We start from the raw sequence: 20853 nt of genomic DNA, 5'->3' as shown, positions 1-20853 counted from the left end.
GGCGACGACTGCGGGGAGATAGGTCTAGTTTCATCCCATGATGTTTGACCTGCCTGATTCCCAAACGCTCTATGCCGCACTTTGTTCCCGCGACGCCGCCTACGAGGGGCGTGCCTATGTGGGTGTGACCTCCACTGGTATCTTTTGTCGGCTAAGCTGTCCGGCGCGCAATCCCAAATTCGAGAACTGCCAGTTCTTTGCCACGCCCGGCGCATGTATCGAGGCGGGATTTCGTGCCTGCAAACGCTGCAAGCCGCTCAAAGCCGCGGCTGGGGATGACCCGATGGTGCAGCCTCTTGTGGATGCGCTGGAGGTGCGCCCCACCCATCGCTGGCGCGAGAGTGACCTGGTTGATCTTGGCTATGATCCCTCCACCGTGCGTCGGGCCTTCAAGCGGCACTTTGGCATGACCTTTCTGGAAATGGCGCGGCAACGTCGGCTGCGAGAAGGCTTTACCGCATTGTCGGCGGGCGAGCCGGTTATCGCGGCGCAGATTGATGCGGGCTTTGACAGTCCCTCGGCCTTTCGTGCTGCTTTTGCTCGACTGGTGGGCATGGCTCCAGGCAGCTTTCGCAGGGATGCCCTGCTCTTGGCGGATTGGATTGAAACCCCTCTGGGCGCTATGATTGCCATCAGTTGCCAACATAAGTTGCATCTGTTGGAATTTGCCGACCGCAAGGCCCTGCCGCGAGAGATGAAACGCTTGCAAAAGGCGCAGCCAGGCGGAGTTGGCTTTGGTCGCCCGGCCCCGACCCAGCAAATCGCCACTGAACTCTCTGACTATTTTGCAGGAACTCAGGCACGGTTCGACACGCCTTTGGCACTGCATGGGACCGGCTTTGAACGTGAGGTCTGGCGCCAACTGTTGCAAATCCCCGCTGGCGAAACCCGCAGCTATTCGCAGATCGCTCAGGATTTGGGGCGTCCAACAGCAACCCGTGCGGTGGCCCGGGCCAATGGCAGCAATCAGATTGCCGTGGTTGTTCCCTGTTACCGGGTCTTGTCGGCAGATGGCAGCCTGACTGGCTATGGCGGTGGGCTGTGGCGAAAACAGCGACTTATCGAGATTGAAACCAGCTACACAGAAAGGCTGACGGCATGACCTATTCTGAGCGCACCCGCGCTTTTGCCGCGCTGCATAACCCCGGCACGCCCTTGGTGCTTTATAATATCTGGGATGCAGGCAGCGCTGCCGCCCTTGCCAAGGCCGGAGCTCAGGCATTGGCCACCGGCAGCTGGTCCGTTGCAGCGGCACAGGGCTATGGTGACGGTGAGGACATCCCGTTAGCGCTGCTGCTGCAGATCGTCACCCGGATCACCGCGACATGTGACTTGCCGCTTACAGTGGATTTTGAGGGTGGTTTTGCCCAGACGCCCGACAGCCTGACTCAGAACGCTCGCAGTCTGGTGGAAACCGGCGCTGTGGGAGTGAATTTTGAGGATCAGATCATCGGCGGCGTGGGGCTATATTCGGTTGCAGAGCAGGCCCGCCGGATTGCTGCCATGCGGGCGGCCAATGCCGATTACTTTATCAATGCCCGTACAGATCTGTTCCTGAAAGAGCCCGATCCAGAGAAACATGCAGGTTTGGTTGATCAAGCGCTGGAGCGGGCAGAGGCCTATGCCCATGCCGGGGCCAGTGGGTTCTTTGTGCCAGGTCTGACAGATGCCACGCTGATTTCTGGGATCACAGCGGGCACGCCACTGCCGGTCAATGTGATGATGCGGGGCAGCATGTCTTTGTCTGCCATGGCCAAGGTCGGTGTGGCGCGGGCCAGCTATGGACCGGCGCCCTTTGCCAAGGCGATGAAACATCTAGGAGAGGCCTTTGCCGGGCTGACGTAAAGCGCGCAGCGACACCGTGCAGCCCTGGATCAGCTGGTTTCCAGGCAGTGTCGGCGAAAGGCGCGTTTCAGCATGTCCAGTTCAGCGCGCAGAAGCTCGATTTCGGCGCGCATATCATCAACGGTGGCTTCCCCTGCAATCAGCGAAAAGCTCTCCAACTTTTGCCCCGCACTGCCGCCTTCGGTGATGACAAAGGTCTGCACACCGTCGGCAATCGCCTCGGTGGGGATGGTAATATGTAGATTCCACTCACCGGAGGCGTTGCCTTCGGTAATAGAGACACCCTCGAGTGGCTGGTCCTGAAAGAGCACCTGAATGTCTGGCGGCAGACCGGTATCTGCGGCATTCTGGATCACCCCTTCCCAGGTGCCATTGCGAAAACGGATCTTGGTGACGGTCAGGTCGCTCATCTCTTGGGCCTCAGATATTGGCGCGGCGGTGGCGCGCAAAAGTCAGATCGCGTAGAACCACTTGGTTCATGTCGGGTGCCTCAAAAATGAGGTCGAGCCAGATACGCTCAATACGTTTTTCGTTCAGATCGGAATAGGCGAGGTCAAATTCGACGGTGACGTCTTTCTCACCCAGAGGCAGTTCCCGCACCAGCTGTTCGGTGTTGGGGCCGTGGCGAATATTGAGGCGGGCAAAAATTTCGATCGGTTTTTCGGTTTCGATAATGCTGTCGATACGCACCAGGTGGTGACGTGAGAGACCTTTGCAGGCTTCGGTCGGCAGATCCACCACCAGTGATAGAAATGAGCCATCAAAGTTAAAGACATCCATGCGCAGGCCAAAGGGGGCAAGATCCACTTCGCGGCTGTTGCGCAGCTGACGCAGGGTTAGCTCCGAGACACCGCAGTCGTGAAACAGGGTGATTTCCTCGCCCAGTTTGGATTTGGACGGCACCGAGGATATCCCAGGCGTTGGCATTGGGCCACGCCATAACTCGGGCCGCCAGGACCAATCTGTACCATGGGGGCGGGGAAAGAAGGAGGAACCGATCTGCGGCAGGGCCAGGCGCCCCTCTGCAATATGGATCAGTCGGTCCAATTGGCCACGCAGAACCCGGGCTTGGTTTCGCTGTTGGCGTAGCTGTGGAAGCGGCATGTTGGCGGCCTGGGCCGCCGCTCGCTGCCAATGCCGTAATACACGCCGATGAAACAGCTTGCTTAGAAAACCGCCCATATCGCGTTCTGCACCCTTTGTTGTCTTGTCTCCCGCGGCTTCTGCCTGGGGATTTTTGTGCCGGAGGCCTATCTGTTAGCGCATCCGTCCGCCTGAGCCATCGGCCTTCTTTACTCTGTTGTCAATCTAGCCGGGGGTGGGGTGCGAAATAAACCGCCAATTCGTCTGCGCAGCGAGAGTTTTTCTACCGGAGCCTCTGGCACTTTTTGCAAAGCACCGTCTGAGTGCGTGCGCTGGGTTGCGGGGCGCGATTTTGGCCGGATGCTAGCGGCCGGCGCCTCCTGTCCAGTCCGGGAGGGGTCCGCGCGAAGGGACGAGACAGCCTCGGGCCTTGGGGCGGTCTGGATGCTCGCCTTCCGGCTGCGGCTGGTCATTTCGGTCAGGAGTTCGGCGCCGGCTGGTCCTAACAGCGCACTGCCTTCGGGCGCATAGAGTGCCAAGACAACAAGATGGTCGTTGACGACAAAAGCGCCCCGCCAGTGTTCGTCACTGGCGCCAGAGCCGCCCATGGCGCTATGACCGGGCCACCTTAATCGAACCAGGGGCAACATCCCTTTGTCTTCATAGTAGAGCACAGTTGCCCCCTCCGCTGAATGGGCCAGCTCTGTGGTAGAAGGAGCCTCTGCTCCCTTGGCGGGTCCGATGGTGGCGGTGATGACTGCAGCGCGGTTGCGCCCAAACAGGCGGTTGCCATTCATCAAATTGCATCGCGGTAGCAGGGCAAAACCACCTTGGGCCTCCTGGCGCAGCATGGTGAGGTCAAGGCAATGGCCCGATGGCGCGACCAGAGTGACCTTGCCCTGGGCAAACTGAGCCTGGGTTTTGGTCTGCTGGGCAGGGGCGCGCGCCTGCTGTTCATTGATCTGTTCACCACGCGTCGCAAAGGAGAAACCTGATTGCGGCAGGGTTGAACAGGCTGAGAGTGCACAAAACAGAGCCAACCCCGCCAGAGAACGGGAGCCAGTCAGGCGACTGTGGGACGCTTGATTTAGGTGTGATGAGTGCGGGTCCGCATCATCCGCAGCTTTGGCTGTGGGAGCTGAGATCTTGTCCTGTTTGCTGCGCCGATTCGCGGTGCTGAAATTCATCTCTGTTGGTTTCTGACCCTGTGAGGCCAGCCTCTATTGCCCCGCGACCGGGGTCTGTTGATACGCAGGCGTAGAAAATTCGCGCCTGTGCGCCTGCAACTGTAAACATGCGTGACCTAGATCACCTTAGCTTTCTTGAATTTGGTGCATAGGGTAGCCAAGTTTCGCCACAGTGACCCAATTTCTGCCGCAGGCGGCAAGTCGGTGTCATCTGCAAGACCCTGTCATGCAGCTTTTATGCAACAAGGACCGGATATGCCGCGCACGCTGTTTTCGTTTATCTGGCGCTATTCAAAGCGTCAGCAGCTGGGCCTGTTGGCACTGACCTTGCTGATTTTTCCGTTCCTCTATGCCACGTTGGAGTTGCCCAAGCGGATCATCAACGATGCTATTGGAGCCCCTGCACCTATTGTGGATGTCTGGGGGCAAGAGATGAGCCAGGTTGAGTATCTCTTAGTGCTCTGTTGTGGCTTCCTGGCTGCGGTGATTGTCGCGGGCATTCTGAAGATGCGCTTGAACACCGCCAAGGGGGTGACGGCGGAACGACTGCTGCGACGGCTGCGGTACAGTTTGATCAGCCGTATGGTGCGCTTCCCCACACCCTACTTTCGCACCACCAGCCAAGGGGAGCTGGTCTCGATGATTACGTCGGAAAGCGAACCTATGGGGGGCTTGATGGGGGATGCCCTGGCGCAGCCGGCATTTCAGGCCGGCCAAATGGCGACCATTGTAGTGTTCTTGTTTATGCAAAGCGTCTGGTTTGGGTTGGTCTCAATCGCGTTGATCCCGTTACAGGCCTGGCTGATCCCGCTACTGCAACGCCAGATCAACCTGCTGAACAAGGATCGTATTCAGGAAGTCCGCGCTCTGGCAGCAGAAATTGGAGAGACCGCTGCCGGGATGTCCGACCTGCGGGGCAATGGCGGCTGGCGCTACCGTTTGGCGCAAGTTTCGGACCGCTTGGGGCGGCTGTTTGATATCCGCCGCCGGATCTATAACAAAAAATACTTCATGAAGTTCCTTAACAACCTGATCGGCCATATGACGCCCTTTGTCTTCTATTCAGCGGGCGGTGTGCTGGCGATCCGCGGTGAAATCACGGTGGGAGCCCTGGTGGCGGGGTTGGCCGCCTATAAGGATCTTTCGGCCCCGTGGAAGGAGCTGCTCACCTATTACAATCAGGTGCAGGACATGGGGCTGCGCTGGTCAATCATGACCGAACGCTTCGCGCCCAAAGGCATGATTGATGCGGCCCTGATTGAGGGGGTGCCCGACAAACTGCCGCATCTGCGCGGTGATGTGGTGTTTCGCAATGTCTCTTTGCGCGACAGTGAAGGTAATATGGTGATTGAAAATCTATCTCTCACCATACCCCAAGGTGCGCGCGTTGCGGTCAAAAGCAGCAGCGATGCAGAGCGCGCGGCTTTTGCCCAGCTCCTGACCCGAGAAGTTCTACCAACTCGGGGGGCGATCACCCTGGCAGGGCATCGGCTGGAGGCGCTGCATCAGGGGGTGATCGCGGCGCGGGTGGGCTATGCCCATTCGCATCCCTATCTGTTTTCGGGCTCTTTGGGGGACAATGTGCTGATGCCACTGCGGAGCTCCCCCAGTCTGCCGCGCCCCTCAGCTGAGACTGAGCGACAGATTGCTGAGGCTATTCGGGCAGGCAATAGCGCTGATCCGCTAGAGGCGGATTGGGTGAATCCGGCGCTGGCGGGGCTTGGGTCTGAAGGCGACATGCGCGACTGGTGGTTCCAACTGGTCGAGGCGATGGGGGTCGATCAACAGCTGTTTCGCCGTACGCTGCATGCCCAGTTGCAGCCCAGTGCACAACCGTTTCTAGAGCAGCAAATCGTGCGGCTGCGCCCCTTGATCAAACAGCGACTGATTGAGGCTGGCCTTGATGGCGTCGTGCACCATTTTGACCCAGAGGCCTTTAATCCCGCCGTGCCACTGGCCAGCAATATGCTCTTTGCTACCCCCACCCGTGACATCGACCCCGAAGAGCTTCTGGCGCCAGGAACCCTATTTTATCAGGTGATCCGCGATCAACAATTAGAGGATGAGACGCTTGAAATTGGTCTGGGGGTGGCAGAGACCCTGATCAAGACATTTGGTCGAGACAATCTTGATCACCCGCTGTTTCAACGCTTGGGTCTGGACGAAGACGTGTACTGCCGCCTGTGTAACGCGGCAGAGGAATATGCAGTACAGGAGCGCGCTCTTGCGGCGAATACTGCTGGCGGCGCGGCAAATAACGGCAGCAAACAGGGACTAAGCGCAGCCTCCCGAGCGGCGCTTATGACTATTCCTTTTCTTTTGTCGGCGGAACAGATCGGCCCGGGTTTTCTGGAAAGCTTCAAGGCGCGTATCCTGAAAATCCGGGCTGCGAGTGGCGGGGTGCTTACGGCCCGCTCGAAAGGTCTGTTCGCGGCTTTGGACCCCAGCAGCTATGCGCCGCGCCTTTCGGTGATGGAGAACGCGCTGTTTGGAAAGGTCTCGCTTCATGCGGGGGATAAGGCGCGTCAGGTCGAGGCTCTGGTCAGTGAAGTGGTGACAGCCCAGGGACTGCAAAAGCGTCTGGCGCTTATTCTGTATGATTTGCCAACGGGACTGGGAGGAGCGTTGCTGGAACCGGTCTTTCAAGAGCGCGCGGCCTTTACCCGCGCTGCGATCAAGCGCCCAGATCTGCTCATTCTGGACCGGGCTCTGGCCAGCCATGATTCTGACAGCCGTCTGCGGACCCGGGACAGGCTACGTGCGCTGATGCCTGCGACCACGATGATTTTTCTTGAGGATGATTTCCGTCATCCTGAACGCTATGATCTTTTTGTTGAGATCCACGAGGGGCAGATCGATGGATCTGCCACCAGGGGGGAACGACGCAAGAAGGGGCGACCTGAAGGACTGGTCGCTGAAGATTTTCGGCAAAAACTTGATGTGATTGGCCGGGCGGAGCTCTTTACTCAGTTGGATTCGCGCAACCAGCGCCTGCTGGCCTTTTCGGCGCAGTGGCACCGGGTGGGGCAGGGCGATCTGGTCTTTGCGCGGGGCGAGAGCGGTGATGCGGTCTACCTGTGTCTCGAAGGCCGGGCTGAGCTGCGCTGGCCGGATGCGCCTGCCACAACGGCGCCCATTTCGGTTATTGAGCCTGGGCGTTTGATTGGGGATTTGTCAGTCATCTTGCGACAGCCCCGCGAAATGGACCTGCGCGCCGCAGAGCCTTGCCTTTTCTTACGGATCGGCGCGGAAGAATACCGTGCAGTGATCGAAAGCGATGCCAGCGTGGCGACGCAGCTGCTTAAGACGGTTTCGGAGCATTTGGTGGGGCTGGCGACAAGGGTGCGGCTTGCGGGCCTGCCTGTTTCGGGTTTTACTCCTGAGGTCATGCCTGGCCAAGAACAGCAAAATACCGAGGCCGTGGGTGGACCGTTTGCAAGCAGTAGCTCGCGAGCGGAACAAAAAGAAGATGATGAGCTATCATGATCCTTGAAACGGCCTATTCTGCCCATGCGGCGCTGGTTGCTCCGGGGCGCTCTAAACCGCAGCTCTGGCGCATGTTTCTTGGTCTCTGCGTGATTGTCGCCGTCAGCTATGCTCTCAACCTGGTGGTTTTTGTAGTCCTGTTGGAGATCACTTCGGTGGCCTGGCTGGCTAATTTGGAAAAAGGCAATACGCCAGTTGCCCTGCTGATCCTGCTGGCGAGTTTTGGCTTTCTCACCTTGGGGGTGGGGCTGGCTGCGCGCCTGCTGCAAAACCGCAGCCTGCTCAGCCTAGTCGGTGTGCCTGGGGTGATGCTGCAACAGTTCATTTGGTGTTGCCTGGCGGCACTAGTGGTCTTTGTCGCCCTGTTCATCCTGCCGCCCTATGATTTTGGTGCGCCACTGATTGCCAACCTGAGTTGGCCTATCTGGCTCGGCCTGTTGCCTTTGTCGCTGTTGGCTGTGCTGGTGCAGGTCAGCGCAGAAGAACTGGTGTTTCGCGGCTATCTACAACAGGCCCTGGCGGCGCGATTCCAAAATCCGCTGATTTGGCTCGGGCTGCCGGCGGCCTTGTTTGGTCTGGCCCATTACATGCCCCAGGTGGCCGGGGACAATGCCGTTCTGATCTGTCTCTGGGCTATGGGTTTTGGCCTCTTGATGGCAGATCTTACGGCGCGGGCAGGCACGTTGGGACCAGCCATAGCAGTGCATTTTGCCAATAACTTCGTGGCCTTGCTAATCTTCGGCTCGCCCAGCAGTCTGCATGGTTTGGCGCTCTATCTGCTGCCTTACGAGATGTCCGATGTAGATGCAATGCGGCCCTGGCTATTGGTGGACTGCATGACCATGCTGGTCCTGTGGTTGGCAGCGCGGCTGGTGATACGCCGCTGATTGCAATTCTGCGCAAGGCAGCTTATCTGGTGTGCAAATTGGCCGCCGCCAAACGGCTCTGACAGAGGCATGATATGAACTGGATCACCAACTACGTCCGCCCAACGATCAACTCGCTGTTTTCGCGTCGCGAAGTGCCCGAGAATCTTTGGCAGAAGTGTAGCGAATGCGGCACCATGCTGTTTCACCGTGAGCTGAGCGACAATCAGAATGTCTGCACCAACTGCGGGCACCACATGCATATCACGCCACGCGATCGTTTCACCGCGCTGTTCGATGGCGGAGTCTTTGCTGAGGTCGCAGTGCCGGAGCCAATTTCGGACCCGCTGAAGTTTCGCGATCAAAAGAAATACCCTGACCGCATGAAGGCGGCGCAGAAAAAGACCGATGAAAAAGAGGCCATGCTGGTTGCAGCGGGCGAAATTGGTCGTACGCCGATTGTAGCGGCAGCGCAGGATTTCTCCTTTATGGGGGGCTCTATGGGCATGTATGTGGGCAACGCCATTGTCGCGGCTGCCGAAGAGGCCGTCAGGCTGGGCCGCCCGCTGGTGCTGTTTTCGGCAGCAGGGGGGGCGCGGATGCAGGAAGGCATCTTGTCGCTGATGCAGATGCCCCGCACTACAGTGGCGGTGCAGATGCTGAAAGAGGCCAATCTGCCCTATATCGTTGTACTCACCCATCCCACAACTGGCGGTGTGACTGCATCCTACGCAATGCTCGGGGATGTACATATTTCAGAACCTAATGCACTGATCTGCTTTGCCGGTCCTCGGGTGATTGAACAGACTATCCGCGAAAAACTCCCTGAGGGTTTCCAGAGGGCTGAATATCTGCTGGATCACGGTATGCTGGACCGGGTGATCCCGCGCACCGAAATGCGGGCCGAGCTGATCACCATTATCCGAATGTTGATGGGGCTGCCCCCACAGGTGGTCGGGGATCTCCCCGCTCCGGTTTCCAGTGCAGAGGCCGCGAATGAGGCGGAAGATGCCGCAGAGCCCTCTCCAGCAGAAAGCTGATACGCCCTATAGTGTTTTCATGCGGCCCGCCTCCTCAGGGCGGGCCGTTTTCTATTTTGCTGATCCCCTTGTTTTCCTTTGCTGCCGGTGAGTGTGCCCTATGACCCAGCCAACCTCAGATGCCATCCTCGCCCGTATGCTGGCGCTGCACCCCAAGATCATCGACCTGACCCTTGATCGGGTCTGGCGTCTGCTGGAACGCCTGGATAACCCGCAGGACAAGCTGCCACCGGTGATCCACCTGGCGGGCACCAACGGCAAGGGATCAACCCAGGCGATGATCCGCGCCGGGCTGGAGGGCTGGGGCAAATCCGTGCATGCCTATACCTCGCCGCATCTGGCGCGCTTCCACGAACGCATCCGTCTGGCAGGCGAGCTGATCTCAGAACCCCATCTGACGGAGGTGCTGGATGAGTGTTATGCGTCCAATGGTGACGAGAGCATCACCTATTTTGAAATCACAACAGTGGCTGCTCTCTTGGCCTTTGCCCGCACCGCGGCGGATTACACCCTGTTGGAAGTCGGTCTGGGCGGCCGGTTGGATGCCACAAATGTGATCACCCAACCAGAGCTCACCGTGATCACGCCGATCTCCATCGATCATGAACAATTCCTCGGGGATACCCTGACCAAGATTGCAACCGAGAAAGCCGGGATTATTAAACGGGGGGTGCCGGTGATTGTTGGCCCCCAGCCTGATGAGGCTCTGGAGGTGATTGAGGCCACAGCTGAGCGCCTTGGGGCCCCAGTGATTGCCTATGGTCAGCATTGGCATGTCAGCCAAGAGCGTGACCGGTTGGTGTTCCAGGATGAACGCGGTCTGCTCGATTTGCCGATGCCAGCTCTACTGGGAGCCCACCAGGTCCAAAATGCTGGTGCGGCCCTCGCTGCGTTGCGTCACCTTGGTGCGCAAGAAGCCGCTTGCGAGGCTGCTATGACAAATGCGACCTGGCCGGCGCGAATGCAGCGGCTCACCTCCGGTCCACTTGTTGAGACCGCAGGCGCTGCCGAACTTTGGCTGGACGGGGGCCATAACGCAGCTGCAGGGCTCGCTCTGGAAAAGGTTCTGGCGGGCATGACCAAAAGGCCGACACATCTGATCTGCGGCATGCTCAACACCAAGGATGTGACCGGCTATCTGGCGCCTTTGGCGCGGCAGGCCGCAAGCCTCACAGCAATCTCGATCCCGGATGAGGCCAACACCCTGCCGGCCAGCGCAACCCAGGCTGCAGCGCGATCTGTTGGGCTTGCAGCATCGATCGCCGACAACACCGCCAATGCGCTAGAGAAGATCGTGAAAAAAGACCCCAACGCCCGGGTTTTGATCTGTGGCTCACTTTACCTTGCAGGCCATATCCTACGTGAGAACGGCTGATCCGGGCGTGCAGGGGGGGGCTCCCGCCCGGCTCGGAACAATCAAAGATTGATCCTTGCCCCTTGGGCCCGGCGCCGCTGATGCGGCGCGGTCTCGCTTTCATTTGGCCGCAAATATCCTGGGGTTGAGCGTCCTTAGCGCGAGGGGGCAAAGCCCCTTACTCAGCCTGCCCCCAATCCTGATCCTGCATTTCGCGTAGGCGCGAAGCAGTGCGTTCAAACTCGAACGCCCCATCGCCCTCGACATATAGAAACTCGGGCTCTGCTGCCGCGGTACAGATCAGCCGGACCTTTGCTTCATAAAGCGCATCAATCAGCGTAACAAAGCGTTTTGCTTCATTGAAGTTGTTGCGACTGAGCCGGGGGATATTGTCCAGTACCAGAACCTTCACCTCTTCGGCGATAGCGAGATAATCTCCGGGCCCAAGCATCTTGCCGCAGAGATCAAAGAACGTCGCCCGCGCGATGCCGTTGCGAAAGGCAGGCAGAACCACTTCGCGCCCCTTTACTTCAAGCGTAAGCGGCTGGGCTTCGCCGCCTGAAAGATCCTGCCAAATTGATTGCAACATGTCCCGCGCCGCTGCATCTGCGGGACTGAAATAGACTTCACTGCCCTTCAGACGGTCTTGGCGATAATCCACCGGGCTCACCATTTCCCAGACCTCCATCTTATCCTTGATCAGGTCAATAAACGGCAAGAACAATTGCCGGTTCAGCCCGTTTTTATAGAGCTCATCCGGCAGTCGATTGGAGGTTGTGACAACACAGACATCGGCCTCAAACAGCGCCTCAAACAAGCGGCCAACAATCATCGCATCAGTAATGTCCGAGATCTGCATCTCGTCAAAGGCCAGGACCCGGACGGAAGCCGCCACTTCCTGCGCCACTGGCGCCAAGGCATCCTGCACCCCTTCCTGGCGGGCGGCATGCATCTTGGCGTGGATTTCCTGCATGAAGGCATGGAAATGTACACGCCGAGACGGGATATCACCAAGGCTGTCGACAAAGAGATCCATCAACATAGATTTGCCGCGACCAACTCCTCCCCAAAGATACAGACCCTTTGGCGCCGGGGCTGGGCTGGCGCGGCGAAACAGCCCGCGTTTCACCGGCTCGGCCCGCAGCCCTTCGGAGATACGGTCAAACTGCGGCAGGACCGCCTCTTGTGCAGGGTCGGGGCGCAGATCGCCATTGGCAATCTTTTGGGCATAAAGCGTGCTGAGATCGGTCATGGGCTAGGCTTACCGCGAAGGCGGTAGGATGGGAAGCCAGTGCAGGTGTGTATGGAGTGACAGGGGTCATAAAACAGCTTAAAGTTGCTGCAGTGCTGAAGAGTATAGCGGACGCTTTATGCAACAAAAAAGATCGCCTTTTTGGGTCCTTGCGGCGATGCTCCTGCTTTTTGCCTTATCGTTCCCTTGGGCGGCGGCGCCCCTCTATGCTCGCGATGATCAGTTTTCCCGCCTCACAGGTTCGGCCTTATTCAAGCGCACGAAAGAGAGTGATGACTGGGATATCACAGTCTTGCCGGAAGCTATTGAATACGTCTGTTTGACTTGTGGCGGCCCGGTCGTGGCGCGCCTTGAAAGAGCTGTCCCCTATGGTCCCGGTGACCATGGTTCGGCGGCCCAGCGCTACCTTGCAGAACGAAAGCAATTTTGTGCAACTCTTGTTGCCTCCAGGAATGGGCGTTGTGTCTCCCACCGCGAAATAGCATGGAGCATGGTCCTTCACGGGTTTAGCTTTCAGTTTGAATTGGGCCACGAAGAGGTGACTGAAATGGTGTTTTTCTACCCCGATTATGACCTGGGCCTGGTTAAACTTGTGACTGTGATCCGCGGGGAGAAAGGCGCAAGGTTACCAGAATCCTTGTTGAAGGCTCATATGGCGCGCATGTCTCCTTTCTACTAGGGGCCTCTGGCCTCTCAACGACCCTCGCATCAAAATTCCTTAACTGAGCAAGCAGTATCTTTGATTTGACGCTCGGCTAGATTTCTCTAGCTTTGCCGGGCTGAACTGGAGAAGCCTCATGCCACGTACTCATACGCCCCTTTTTACGCCGGTCTTGATTGTCGGCTGCGTCATCATCATGGCCAGCTTTGCGGTGCGGGCCTCCTTTGGGGTGTTTCAGATCCCCATCGCCGAGGAATTTGGCTGGCTGCGCGCCGAGTTCTCGCTGGCCATTGCCATCCAGAACCTGGCCTGGGGGATTGGCCAGCCGATCTTTGGCGCGCTGGCGGAAAAGCTAGGCGACCGCAAAGCGATCATCCTTGGTGCCATCACCTATGCGGCCGGTCTGGTGCTCAGCGCTGGGGCAACCACGCCGTTTGAGATGCAGGCCTATGAGTGGCTGGTGGGCTTTGGCATTGCCGGCACCGGCTTTGGCGTGGTGCTCGCCGTGGTGGGGCGGGCCAGTTCCGATGCGAACCGGTCGATGTCTTTGGCAATCGTGACCGCAGCTGGATCTGCGGGCCAGATCATTGGTGCACCAACGGCGGAGTTCCTGCTGTCAATGATGTCCTGGCAATCGGTCTTCATGGTCTTTGCCGGTGGGGTACTGGCCTTGGTCCTGACCCTGCCTTTGATGCGCGCGCCACAGGCGGCCAGCAAGGCCGAGCTTGAGGCCAGCATGGGCACTGTTCTGAAACAGGCCTTTAAGGACCCGTCTTTTACGCTGATCTTCCTCGGCTTCTTTTCCTGTGGCTATCAGCTGGCCTTTATCACCGCGCATTTCCCCGCCTTTGTCACCGAGATGTGTGGGCCGATCCTGCCGGGCGGGGCGCTGCATAGTATCGGGATCACTACCACCTCGGCGCTGGGGGCGGTATCGATTGCCCTGATTGGTGCCGCCAATGTGGGCGGCACGCTCTTTGCTGGCTGGCTGGGCAATCGCTACAGCAAGAAATACTTGCTGGCAGGGATCTACACGGCGCGCACCGTGGTGGCGGCGGTGTTTATCCTGCTGCCGATCACCCCGATGAGCGTGATTATCTTCTCGGTGGTCATGGGCTCGCTTTGGCTGGCCACAGTGCCGCTCACCTCTGGCCTGATCGCGCATCTTTACGGGCTGCGTTATATGGGCACGCTCTATGGGATTGTCTTCTTCAGCCACCAGCTGGGCGGATTCCTGGGCGTCTGGCTTGGTGGGCGGATGTATGATGTCTACGGCGACTACACCTTTGTCTGGTGGATCGGCGTCGCGGTCGGGGCCTTTAGCGCCGTGGTGCATCTGCCGGTGCGCGAGAAAGCCGCACAAGCCGTTGCCGCCTGATTGCAGGGAATGCTTTGGGGTCGCCTGAGACAAGGCGACCCGACCAAGAACGGCACAGCCGCGCGACGCCGTCAGGTTATTGCGCGGCTTTCCATTTTTCCAGAATATGGTGGCTGGTCATCAGATCCAGATGGGCGCCACCGCCATTCTTGAACAGAGTGATCGCCACAGGGTCATAGGCGGGGAACTGGTCCATGCTGTAGAAATCCGCCAGCACATCACTGCGCTGGATCACGCCCTCTTCCAGTGGAATTTTGAACTCGCCGATATGGTCCAGCGTGGTGTCAAAGCTGTCACAATAGATCCGCGCGCGGGTGAGGGCCGTGTCGTCGGTCTCTCGCATGTCTGGCCGATAGGCGCCGATCATGTTCAGATGCTGGCCGGGACGCAGCCAGTCACCCTTGATCACCGGGGTTGAGGACATGGTTGAGGTGACGATGATATCCGCCGCTTTGACGGCCGCTTCGAGATCGGTGGCCACAGTGGTGCCGGGATAGCGTGCAACCAGGTCTTCGGCCTTGGATTGGGTTCGGTTACAGATACGAATCTGCGCCTGCGGGTAGGCGGTACCAAAGGCCTCAACCAGTGATCCGGCAACGGTGCCTGCCCCCACGATCAAGATCTCGCGGCTGTCCGGATTGGCGAGACGCAGCGCACCAAGCAGACTGTCGCCGGCGGTCTTCCACTTGGTCACCAGGTGGAAATCCACCAGGGCCTCCAGTGTGCCATCCAGATCAGAGTACAGACAAACCGAGCCATTGATCATCGGCTTGCCTGCATCGGGGTTGCGCGGGAAGATATTGGCGGTTTTGACCGCCAGCCCCATGCCATCAATCCAGGCAGAGCGGCTGAGCAGCGTATCGGGGTCGCGGTACAGGAAGGTATCGCCAATCTCGGCCTTGGGCAGGTCATGACCGCGGGCCAGGGCCTGAGTGAAGTCGATCCAGTCCAGCAGGGCTTCGCCGGCGTCAAAGGTGATCATGGGAATGCTCATAGGGCGTCCTGTTCTGAGAGTAATCCGGCCTCGACCAGGCGTGCAGCCCAGGCTTCGGGGGTGGTGAAAAGATGGCCTTGCCAACCGCGCGCTCTGGCGGCGTCGATGTTCTCAGGGCGGTCATCGACAAAGAGTATGCGGTCCACTGGCAGGCCTGCGCCCTGTTCCAGTCGCGCATAGATTTCGGGATCAGGTTTGATGCAGCCCAGATGGCCCGAGATATAGGCCTGATCAAACTCAGCTAGAAACGGATAGGCTTCAAGAGCGAGCTCAAAGGTGCCGATTCCAAAGTTGCTGAGCGCCAGAACCGGCACGCCCTTTTGGCGCAAGGCGCGCAGCAGGCGGACCGATTGCGGTATATCCCTATGGGCAAACTCCAACCAGCTGTCATGCCAATGGCGGATTTCTTCGGCCCAGGCGGGATGTTGATCTGCCAGTGCATAGACCGAGTCGCGGAAGGGGGCGCCGCGATCCAATCCTAGGTTCATTTCGTGCAGCGGCACCTCGGCAAACAGGCGTTGGCGGGTTTCAGCGCCCAGGCGGGCATCATAGAACCGTTCCGGCTCCCATTCGATCAGTACATTGCCAATATCAAAAACGACGGCTTCGATGGTCATGCGTTTCAGTTCCTAACCTAAGGATCGGGGGCGTGGGCGACTGGTTGGGCGGTTGTTGCGTGTCTCGCGCCAGAGGGAAACAAGACCAGCGCCAATGATCAAGGCACTTCCAAGCCAAACAGGCAAATCGGGCCATTCCTGAAATACTAAGATCCCCCAGAACACCGCCATCGGCATGGCGATGTATTCAAAAGGCGCCACCAGTCCGGCTTCGCACTGGCGGTAGGCAAAGCTAATCAGGTAGCCACCTATCGAGGCGGTAAGCCCCAGTGCGACAAAGGCCCACCAATCGCCAGATGCAGGCCAGACCCACGCCCGCAGGATGAAGTCCAGCGCGGCACTATCGCCACTGGCAAAGCGACCATCCCCGGTGCTGAGCCCCAAAACGGCGCTGACGATCATAAAGGCCAGAGAGGGATAAAATGTGAGCGCTGCGGGGCTGTCTGCACCACCAGCGCGGCGCGTGAGCACATGCAGCGTGGCATAGCCACAAGCGCCAAAAAACGGCAGTAACGCTGCCGCCTGAAAGGTGCCGGGGCCAGGGCGCATAATGATCAAGACGCCAAGAAACCCCACTGCCACAGCGCTCCAACGCCAAATGCCGGGGCGTTCCCCTAGTAGGACCACAGATAGAAGGGTGACGATCAGCGGGGTGGCAAAGGCGATGGCCACCGCATCGGCCATCGGCATGGTGGCCAGGCCGGTGTAGAAACAGATATTGGCAAAGAGCACCGCGCCACAGCGGATCAGGTGCAATTTGGGCTGCCGGGTGCGCAACACGTGATAACCGCCCTCCAGCGGCACCATAACCAGCAGCAAGATGGGCATCGCAATCAAGGATCGCAGAAGAACCATTTGGTAGAGCGGATAATCCCCGGACAAGAATTTGACCAAGACATCAATGATGGAGAAACAGACGGCAGAGCCAGCCGCCGCTGCAAGGCCGATGGCATTTACCCGAATCTCTGCAGTCATCGCCTCGTCTCCCGTTGCCCTTTACGCATCCTTTGCGCAATCAGGGAAGGTCGGCAATGTCGAAATTACGGGCCGCCCACTTGGTCGTATGGCGCGCGCCGAACTGTGTGGTCAGGGTCTGCCGTCAAGAGCTTGATGTCATCGCTGTTGCAGTCTGCAGCGCGGCGCTGCGGATTTCCGTCGCCAGTTCGCATTCGGGCAGGGTGCGGGCCAGAACCATGCCGCCCACACAGAGTGCAGCCATTGCCATCGCTTTTTGCCGGGCTTGCGGATCTTCCTGTTGCAGTAGGCTGCGCTGCAACAGGCCTACCATGGCCGTCAGGAGCTGCTGAAAGGCTGCGCGTACCTCGGGGCTGGCACGGGCAACGTCTGAAGGCAGGGCGATCATCGGGCATTGGTCCTGAACTGCGCCAAGATGGGCATCAGACAGATAGCTCTGGATCATTTGCAGAGCGGCCTCACTGTCAGGGTTCATCGCATTGATGCCCGCCTCATGGCGCCACCGTGCACCGCGCCCCATCAGAAAGCTTGAAACAGCCGCGCAGAACAAATCCTCTTTGGTCGAGAAATGGTTGTAGAAACCGCCCCGCGTCAGGCCCGCTTTTGCCATGACCATATCGATCGTCACGCCGTGAAACCCATGGATGTTGAACAGGGTGCGCGCCACCTCGACGATACGGGTGCGGGTCTTTTCCTTGTGCGTGCTGCTGTAGGGCATGGGGCTATGGCTCCTTTTGGGACGGGTGCTGCCAGTGTGACAGAGTACAAAATATGTTCTTTAACATATTTTGATTGAGGCTAGCGTTGGCGTCACGGAAGAATTTCAGAGGAGCATTGAAATGCCGAAATTTGTACTCGCCTATCACGGCCACCCCGATGTCAACACGCCCGAAGAGGGGGCAAAGATGATGGCGGCCTGGAAGGCCTGGATGGCCGGTCTTGGGACGGCTGCGCTGGATCCCGGCCTTGCCGTGGGGCCGTCAAAGACCGTTCTAAGCGATGGGGCGGTGGCAGAGGGCGGCGGCGCCAGTCCGCTGTCAGGCTACACGGTGATCGAAGCCAAGGACATGGACGCAGCGATTGAGTTGGTCCGCGGCTGCCCGCATCTGTCGGGGTCCGGAACCATTGAGGTGGCACCGGATCTTGAATTGGATATGTAGGGAACAGGCGCCTTGCCCTGGTTTGCGGCCTCTAAGAGCGAGTCTGAGAGGCCGCTGCCCGGATTTCTCGTTCCAGACTGTCGAGAAACCTCGAACGATCCGATTTGGTAAAGCCCTTACCAGAACCACCCGCCCCAAGCGGGTTTGCGGCGCGCAGGTCGGCCATTAGATCGCGCATCGCCAGTTGTTGGCCGATGTTGGCCTGGGTGAAGCGCTCGCCATTGTGACGCAGCACCTGGGCACCGGCTTCGATACATTTGGCGGCCAGCGGGATGTCTCCGGTGACCACTACATCACCTGGGCCACAGCGGTCTGCGATCCACATGTCGGCGACATCAGCACCCTGATCGACTATCACGTTTTCCACCAGCGGATTGCGCGAGGGACGTAATCCGCCGTTGGAAACCACGAACATTTTCAGCCTGTGGCGGGTGGCCACCCGCTCGGCCTCTTCTTTGACCGGGCATGCATCCGCGTCGATGTAGAGCGCGCTCACTTCGCGGCCTTTTTATCGGCACTCTTGGCAGGTTGTGCCTTGGGTTTTGCCGCCGGTTTTGTGGGCTTTTTCACCTTGAACTCTTCCGGGATGGGCATGCGGTTAAAGGCGTCGAGCCCGGCGATTTTGTAGGCTTCGGCCAGAGTCGGATAGTTGAAGGTATTCTGGACAAAATAGTCCACGGTACCCTGCAGGTTCATCACCGCCTGGCCGATGTGAATCAGCTCGGTGGCGCCTTCGCCCACGATCTGAACCCCCAGAACCCGGCGGGTTTTGAGGCTGATCAGCATCTTCAGCATACCATGTTCCAGCCCCATGATATGCCCGCGCGAGGTCTCGCGGAAGCGGGCGACACCGATCTCGTAGTGGATACCACGTTCCTGTAGCTCTTCCTCCGACATGCCGCAGGTGGACATCTCGGGCACGGAGTAGATGCCATAGGGATACCAGGGGCTTTCCGGCAGCGTCGGGGTCTCCAGCGCGTGACAGGCGGCAACGCGGCCCTGCTGCAGTGAGGTAGAGGCCAGCGAGGGGTGGCCAATCACATCGCCGGTGGCATAGATATGCGGCACAGCGGTCTGATAGGTCTTGCGCTCAACGCTTAGACGCCCGCGATGATCGGTTTCCAGCCCAACGGCCGCGAGGTTCAGACCATCGGTATTGCCCATGCGCCCGGCCGCAAAGAGCAGCATCTCGCCACGCACATGGCGGCCATTGTTCAGCGAGACTTCGATATGGTTGCCTGCGTCTTCGATCTTGTCGATGGCAGAACCTAAGCGAAGATCGACGCCATTTTCGCGGATCTGGTGGGTGAAATCCTGAATGAGGGTGCTATCGATAAAATCCAAGAAGGTATCGCGGGGTTCAATCAGGGTGACACGGACATCCAGGGTCGAGAACATGGTAGCGTATTCCACACCGATAACACCGGCACCAACCACAATCAGGGAGCGGGGGATCGAGGACATCTCCAGGAACTCATCCCCGTCGACAACGGTTTTGCCGTTGAACGGAACATCGTCTGGTCGATATGTGCGGGTTCCGGTGGCGATGAGGAATTTTTCACTGGTAATCCGGGTGGTGTCCCCGGCTTCGGTGGCGACTTCGACCTCATTGGGGCCGGTGAATTTGGCGAGACCGGCCAGCCATTCCACGTGGTTGCGGTTGAACTGGTGTTCCAGCACGTCGACCTCGTGATCAAGGGTCATATGCAGGCGGGCCTTCAGGTCCTCAGCGGCGATTTGGTCCTTCACCCGGTAGGAGCGGCCATAGAAGCTGCGTTCGCGCCAGCCAGAGAGGTTGAGCACCGTTTCCCTCAGGGTTTTTGACGGAACGGTTCCGGTATGCACAGAAACCCCACCCAGCCGATCGGCCCGGTCAATGACCAGCACACGGCGTTTCAGCTTACCGGCCTGGATCGCAGCGGTCCGCCCCGAAGGACCGGAGCCGATGATCACCAGATCATAGTCATAGTCGAAATCAGTCATGGAGGGGGTTGCGGATGTGGTCATGGTTTAATCCCGGTACAGGGCTTCGGCGTGGAAGGTGACGTGATCTTCCATGAAGCTGGAGACAAAGAAATAGCTATGGTCATAGCCGGGCTGTAGGCGCAGCGTGGCCTCCTGGCGCTTTTCGGCTACGGCGGCGGCGAGGGCTTCGGGGCGCAGCAGGTCAATGAACTGATCGGTGGTGCCGGTATCCACCAGAATGGGCCCGTCAAAGCCTTTTTCGCGCATCAAGAGCGATGCGTCATGCTTGGCCCAGGCGGTTTCATCGTCACCGAGATAGGCCGCCAGCTGCTTGCGGCCCCAGTCGGCACCGGTAGGATTGCAGATCGGCGCAAAGGCCGAAACCGATTTGAACCGACCGGGCAGGTTCATCGCCAGGGTCAGCGCGCCATGGCCTCCCATGGAATGGCCGGTGATAGCCTGACGGTCGAGATCAATGGCGAAGTTTTCGGCCAGCAGGGCGGGCAGTTCTTCGGCGATATAGTCCCACATTTGATAGTGCGCGGCCCAGGGCTCCTGGGTGGCATTTACGTAGAACCCGGCGCCCTGGCCCAGGTCGTAGGCCTCATCGTCCGCAACCCCTTCGCCACGCGGACTGGTGTCTGGGAAGACGATGGCGATGCCCTGCTCGGCACACCAGGCCTGGGCTCCGGCCTTGGTCATGGCGTTTTCATGGGTGCAGGTCAGGCCCGAGAGATACCACAGAATCGGAACTGGGCCGTCTTTGGCCTCCTCGGGCAGGAAGAGACCAAAGGTCATATCGCAGTTGGTGCTGGTGCTTTTGTGACGGTAGACACCCTGCAGTCCGCCAAAGGCTTTGTTTTCCGATACGGTTTCCATGGTGAGGCTCCTATAAATTGTTGCCTTATCGCTACCTGTCGGCGGCGCGCAGGTCCAGTGGTGGCTGCGGCAGCTCTCCCTGTTTTTGCGGCAATCGTGTTACAATAGTCT

The 20853-nt window shown here is 58.9% G+C and carries 20 protein-coding genes; 9 read left to right on the top strand and 11 right to left on the bottom strand.

Annotated features, from left to right (window positions below):
- Positions 1 to 37 precede the first annotated feature (37 nt).
- Together MED193_RS11240 and MED193_RS11235 are read left to right on the top strand one after the other, a co-directional pair.
- Entirely contained in the window at positions 38 to 1102 is a 1065-nt protein-coding gene (locus MED193_RS11240; protein ID WP_009809847.1) for a bifunctional transcriptional activator/DNA repair enzyme AdaA, read from the top strand.
- Positions 1099 to 1845: an isocitrate lyase/phosphoenolpyruvate mutase family protein gene (locus MED193_RS11235; RefSeq protein WP_009809846.1), complete on the top strand. Its 747-nt coding sequence runs from the start codon at positions 1099 to 1101 to the stop codon at positions 1843 to 1845. The genes MED193_RS11240 and MED193_RS11235 overlap by 4 nt, the downstream gene beginning before the upstream one ends.
- A 29-nt stretch (positions 1846 to 1874) precedes the next feature.
- On the opposite strand, the gene MED193_RS11230 is transcribed toward MED193_RS11235, so the two are convergent.
- From MED193_RS11230 to MED193_RS11220, 3 genes are all read right to left on the bottom strand, one after another.
- On the bottom strand, positions 1875 to 2255 hold the full coding sequence (locus MED193_RS11230; RefSeq protein WP_009809845.1) for a hypothetical protein: 381 nt from the start codon (positions 2253 to 2255) through the stop codon (positions 1875 to 1877).
- Between the two features lie 10 nt (positions 2256 to 2265).
- Positions 2266 to 3027: a DUF6478 family protein gene (locus MED193_RS11225; RefSeq protein ID WP_009809844.1), complete on the bottom strand. Its 762-nt coding sequence runs from the start codon at positions 3025 to 3027 to the stop codon at positions 2266 to 2268.
- A gap of 110 nt (positions 3028 to 3137) precedes the next feature.
- Positions 3138 to 4115: a hypothetical protein gene (locus tag MED193_RS11220; RefSeq protein ID WP_009809843.1), complete on the bottom strand. Its 978-nt coding sequence runs from the start codon at positions 4113 to 4115 to the stop codon at positions 3138 to 3140.
- A 255-nt stretch (positions 4116 to 4370) separates the two neighbouring features.
- Here MED193_RS11220 and MED193_RS11215 point away from each other — a divergent pair, with 255 nt between their 5' ends.
- From MED193_RS11215 to MED193_RS11200, 4 genes are all read left to right on the top strand, one after another.
- Complete coding sequence (locus MED193_RS11215) at positions 4371 to 7601, top strand: ABC transporter transmembrane domain-containing protein (RefSeq protein ID WP_009809842.1); 3231 nt, start codon at positions 4371 to 4373, stop codon at positions 7599 to 7601.
- A complete protein-coding gene (locus MED193_RS11210; RefSeq protein WP_009809841.1) occupies positions 7598 to 8488 on the top strand; it encodes a CPBP family intramembrane glutamic endopeptidase in 891 nt (296 codons plus the stop codon). The genes MED193_RS11215 and MED193_RS11210 overlap by 4 nt, the downstream gene beginning before the upstream one ends.
- Positions 8489 to 8562: 74 nt before the next feature.
- Positions 8563 to 9507 carry an acetyl-CoA carboxylase, carboxyltransferase subunit beta gene (gene accD, locus MED193_RS11205; protein WP_009809840.1) on the top strand — a complete coding sequence of 315 codons (945 nt, stop codon included), beginning with the start codon at positions 8563 to 8565 and terminating at the stop codon, positions 9505 to 9507.
- A gap of 100 nt (positions 9508 to 9607) precedes the next feature.
- Positions 9608 to 10882, top strand: coding sequence for a folylpolyglutamate synthase/dihydrofolate synthase family protein (locus MED193_RS11200; RefSeq protein WP_009809839.1), 1275 nt, complete (start codon positions 9608 to 9610; stop codon positions 10880 to 10882).
- Positions 10883 to 11039: 157 nt separating this feature from the next.
- Here the strand turns inward: MED193_RS11200 and zapE are convergent, their stop codons facing one another.
- Complete coding sequence (gene zapE, locus MED193_RS11195; RefSeq protein WP_009809838.1) at positions 11040 to 12113, bottom strand: cell division protein ZapE; 1074 nt, start codon at positions 12111 to 12113, stop codon at positions 11040 to 11042.
- Positions 12114 to 12231: 118 nt separating this feature from the next.
- Between zapE and MED193_RS11190 the strand changes: the two genes are divergently transcribed.
- Together MED193_RS11190 and MED193_RS11185 are read left to right on the top strand one after the other, a co-directional pair.
- Complete coding sequence (locus tag MED193_RS11190) at positions 12232 to 12792, top strand: hypothetical protein (RefSeq protein ID WP_009809837.1); 561 nt, start codon at positions 12232 to 12234, stop codon at positions 12790 to 12792.
- A gap of 118 nt (positions 12793 to 12910) precedes the next feature.
- Positions 12911 to 14152, top strand: a complete 1242-nt coding sequence (locus tag MED193_RS11185; protein WP_009809836.1) for an MFS transporter — start codon at positions 12911 to 12913, stop codon at positions 14150 to 14152.
- Between the two features lie 76 nt (positions 14153 to 14228).
- Here MED193_RS11185 and MED193_RS11180 read toward each other — a convergent pair whose 3' ends face one another.
- The 4 genes from MED193_RS11180 to MED193_RS11165 all read right to left on the bottom strand — a co-directional run bounded on the left by MED193_RS11180 (position 14229) and on the right by MED193_RS11165 (position 17456).
- The gene (locus MED193_RS11180; protein WP_009809835.1) at positions 14229 to 15146 is read right to left on the bottom strand and encodes an ornithine cyclodeaminase family protein; all 918 of its coding nucleotides are present in this window, start codon (positions 15144 to 15146) and stop codon (positions 14229 to 14231) included.
- Positions 15143 to 15763 (bottom strand): HAD family phosphatase, encoded by a 621-nt coding sequence (locus MED193_RS11175; protein ID WP_009809834.1) that lies wholly within the window; start codon positions 15761 to 15763, stop codon positions 15143 to 15145. The genes MED193_RS11180 and MED193_RS11175 overlap by 4 nt, the downstream gene beginning before the upstream one ends.
- A 12-nt stretch (positions 15764 to 15775) precedes the next feature.
- On the bottom strand, positions 15776 to 16738 hold the full coding sequence (locus MED193_RS11170) for a DMT family transporter (RefSeq protein ID WP_009809833.1): 963 nt from the start codon (positions 16736 to 16738) through the stop codon (positions 15776 to 15778).
- A gap of 124 nt (positions 16739 to 16862) precedes the next feature.
- Positions 16863 to 17456, bottom strand: a complete 594-nt coding sequence (locus MED193_RS11165; protein WP_009809832.1) for a TetR/AcrR family transcriptional regulator — start codon at positions 17454 to 17456, stop codon at positions 16863 to 16865.
- A 121-nt stretch (positions 17457 to 17577) separates the two neighbouring features.
- On the opposite strand from MED193_RS11165, the gene MED193_RS11160 reads away from it, so the two are divergent.
- Positions 17578 to 17898: a YciI family protein gene (locus MED193_RS11160; protein WP_009809831.1), complete on the top strand. Its 321-nt coding sequence runs from the start codon at positions 17578 to 17580 to the stop codon at positions 17896 to 17898.
- Positions 17899 to 17929: 31 nt separating this feature from the next.
- Here the strand turns inward: MED193_RS11160 and MED193_RS11155 are convergent, their stop codons facing one another.
- Genes MED193_RS11155 through fghA form a run of 3 tightly spaced genes read right to left on the bottom strand, consistent with a single transcriptional unit; the run spans position 17930 to position 20742 of the window.
- Positions 17930 to 18394, bottom strand: a complete 465-nt coding sequence (locus MED193_RS11155) for a YaiI/YqxD family protein (protein ID WP_009809830.1) — start codon at positions 18392 to 18394, stop codon at positions 17930 to 17932.
- On the bottom strand, positions 18391 to 19881 hold the full coding sequence (sthA, locus tag MED193_RS11150; RefSeq protein ID WP_039966120.1) for a Si-specific NAD(P)(+) transhydrogenase: 1491 nt from the start codon (positions 19879 to 19881) through the stop codon (positions 18391 to 18393). The genes MED193_RS11155 and sthA overlap by 4 nt, the downstream gene beginning before the upstream one ends.
- A gap of 27 nt (positions 19882 to 19908) precedes the next feature.
- Positions 19909 to 20742: an S-formylglutathione hydrolase gene (fghA, locus tag MED193_RS11145; protein ID WP_009809828.1), complete on the bottom strand. Its 834-nt coding sequence runs from the start codon at positions 20740 to 20742 to the stop codon at positions 19909 to 19911.
- Between the last annotated feature and the right edge of the window lie 111 nt (positions 20743 to 20853).

It is taken from the genome of Roseobacter sp. MED193 (genome assembly GCF_000152965.1).
Lineage (GTDB): Bacteria > Pseudomonadota > Alphaproteobacteria > Rhodobacterales > Rhodobacteraceae > Pseudophaeobacter.
Note: the sequence above shows the minus strand (reverse complement) of the source record. Positions and strands in the feature narration are given on the sequence as shown.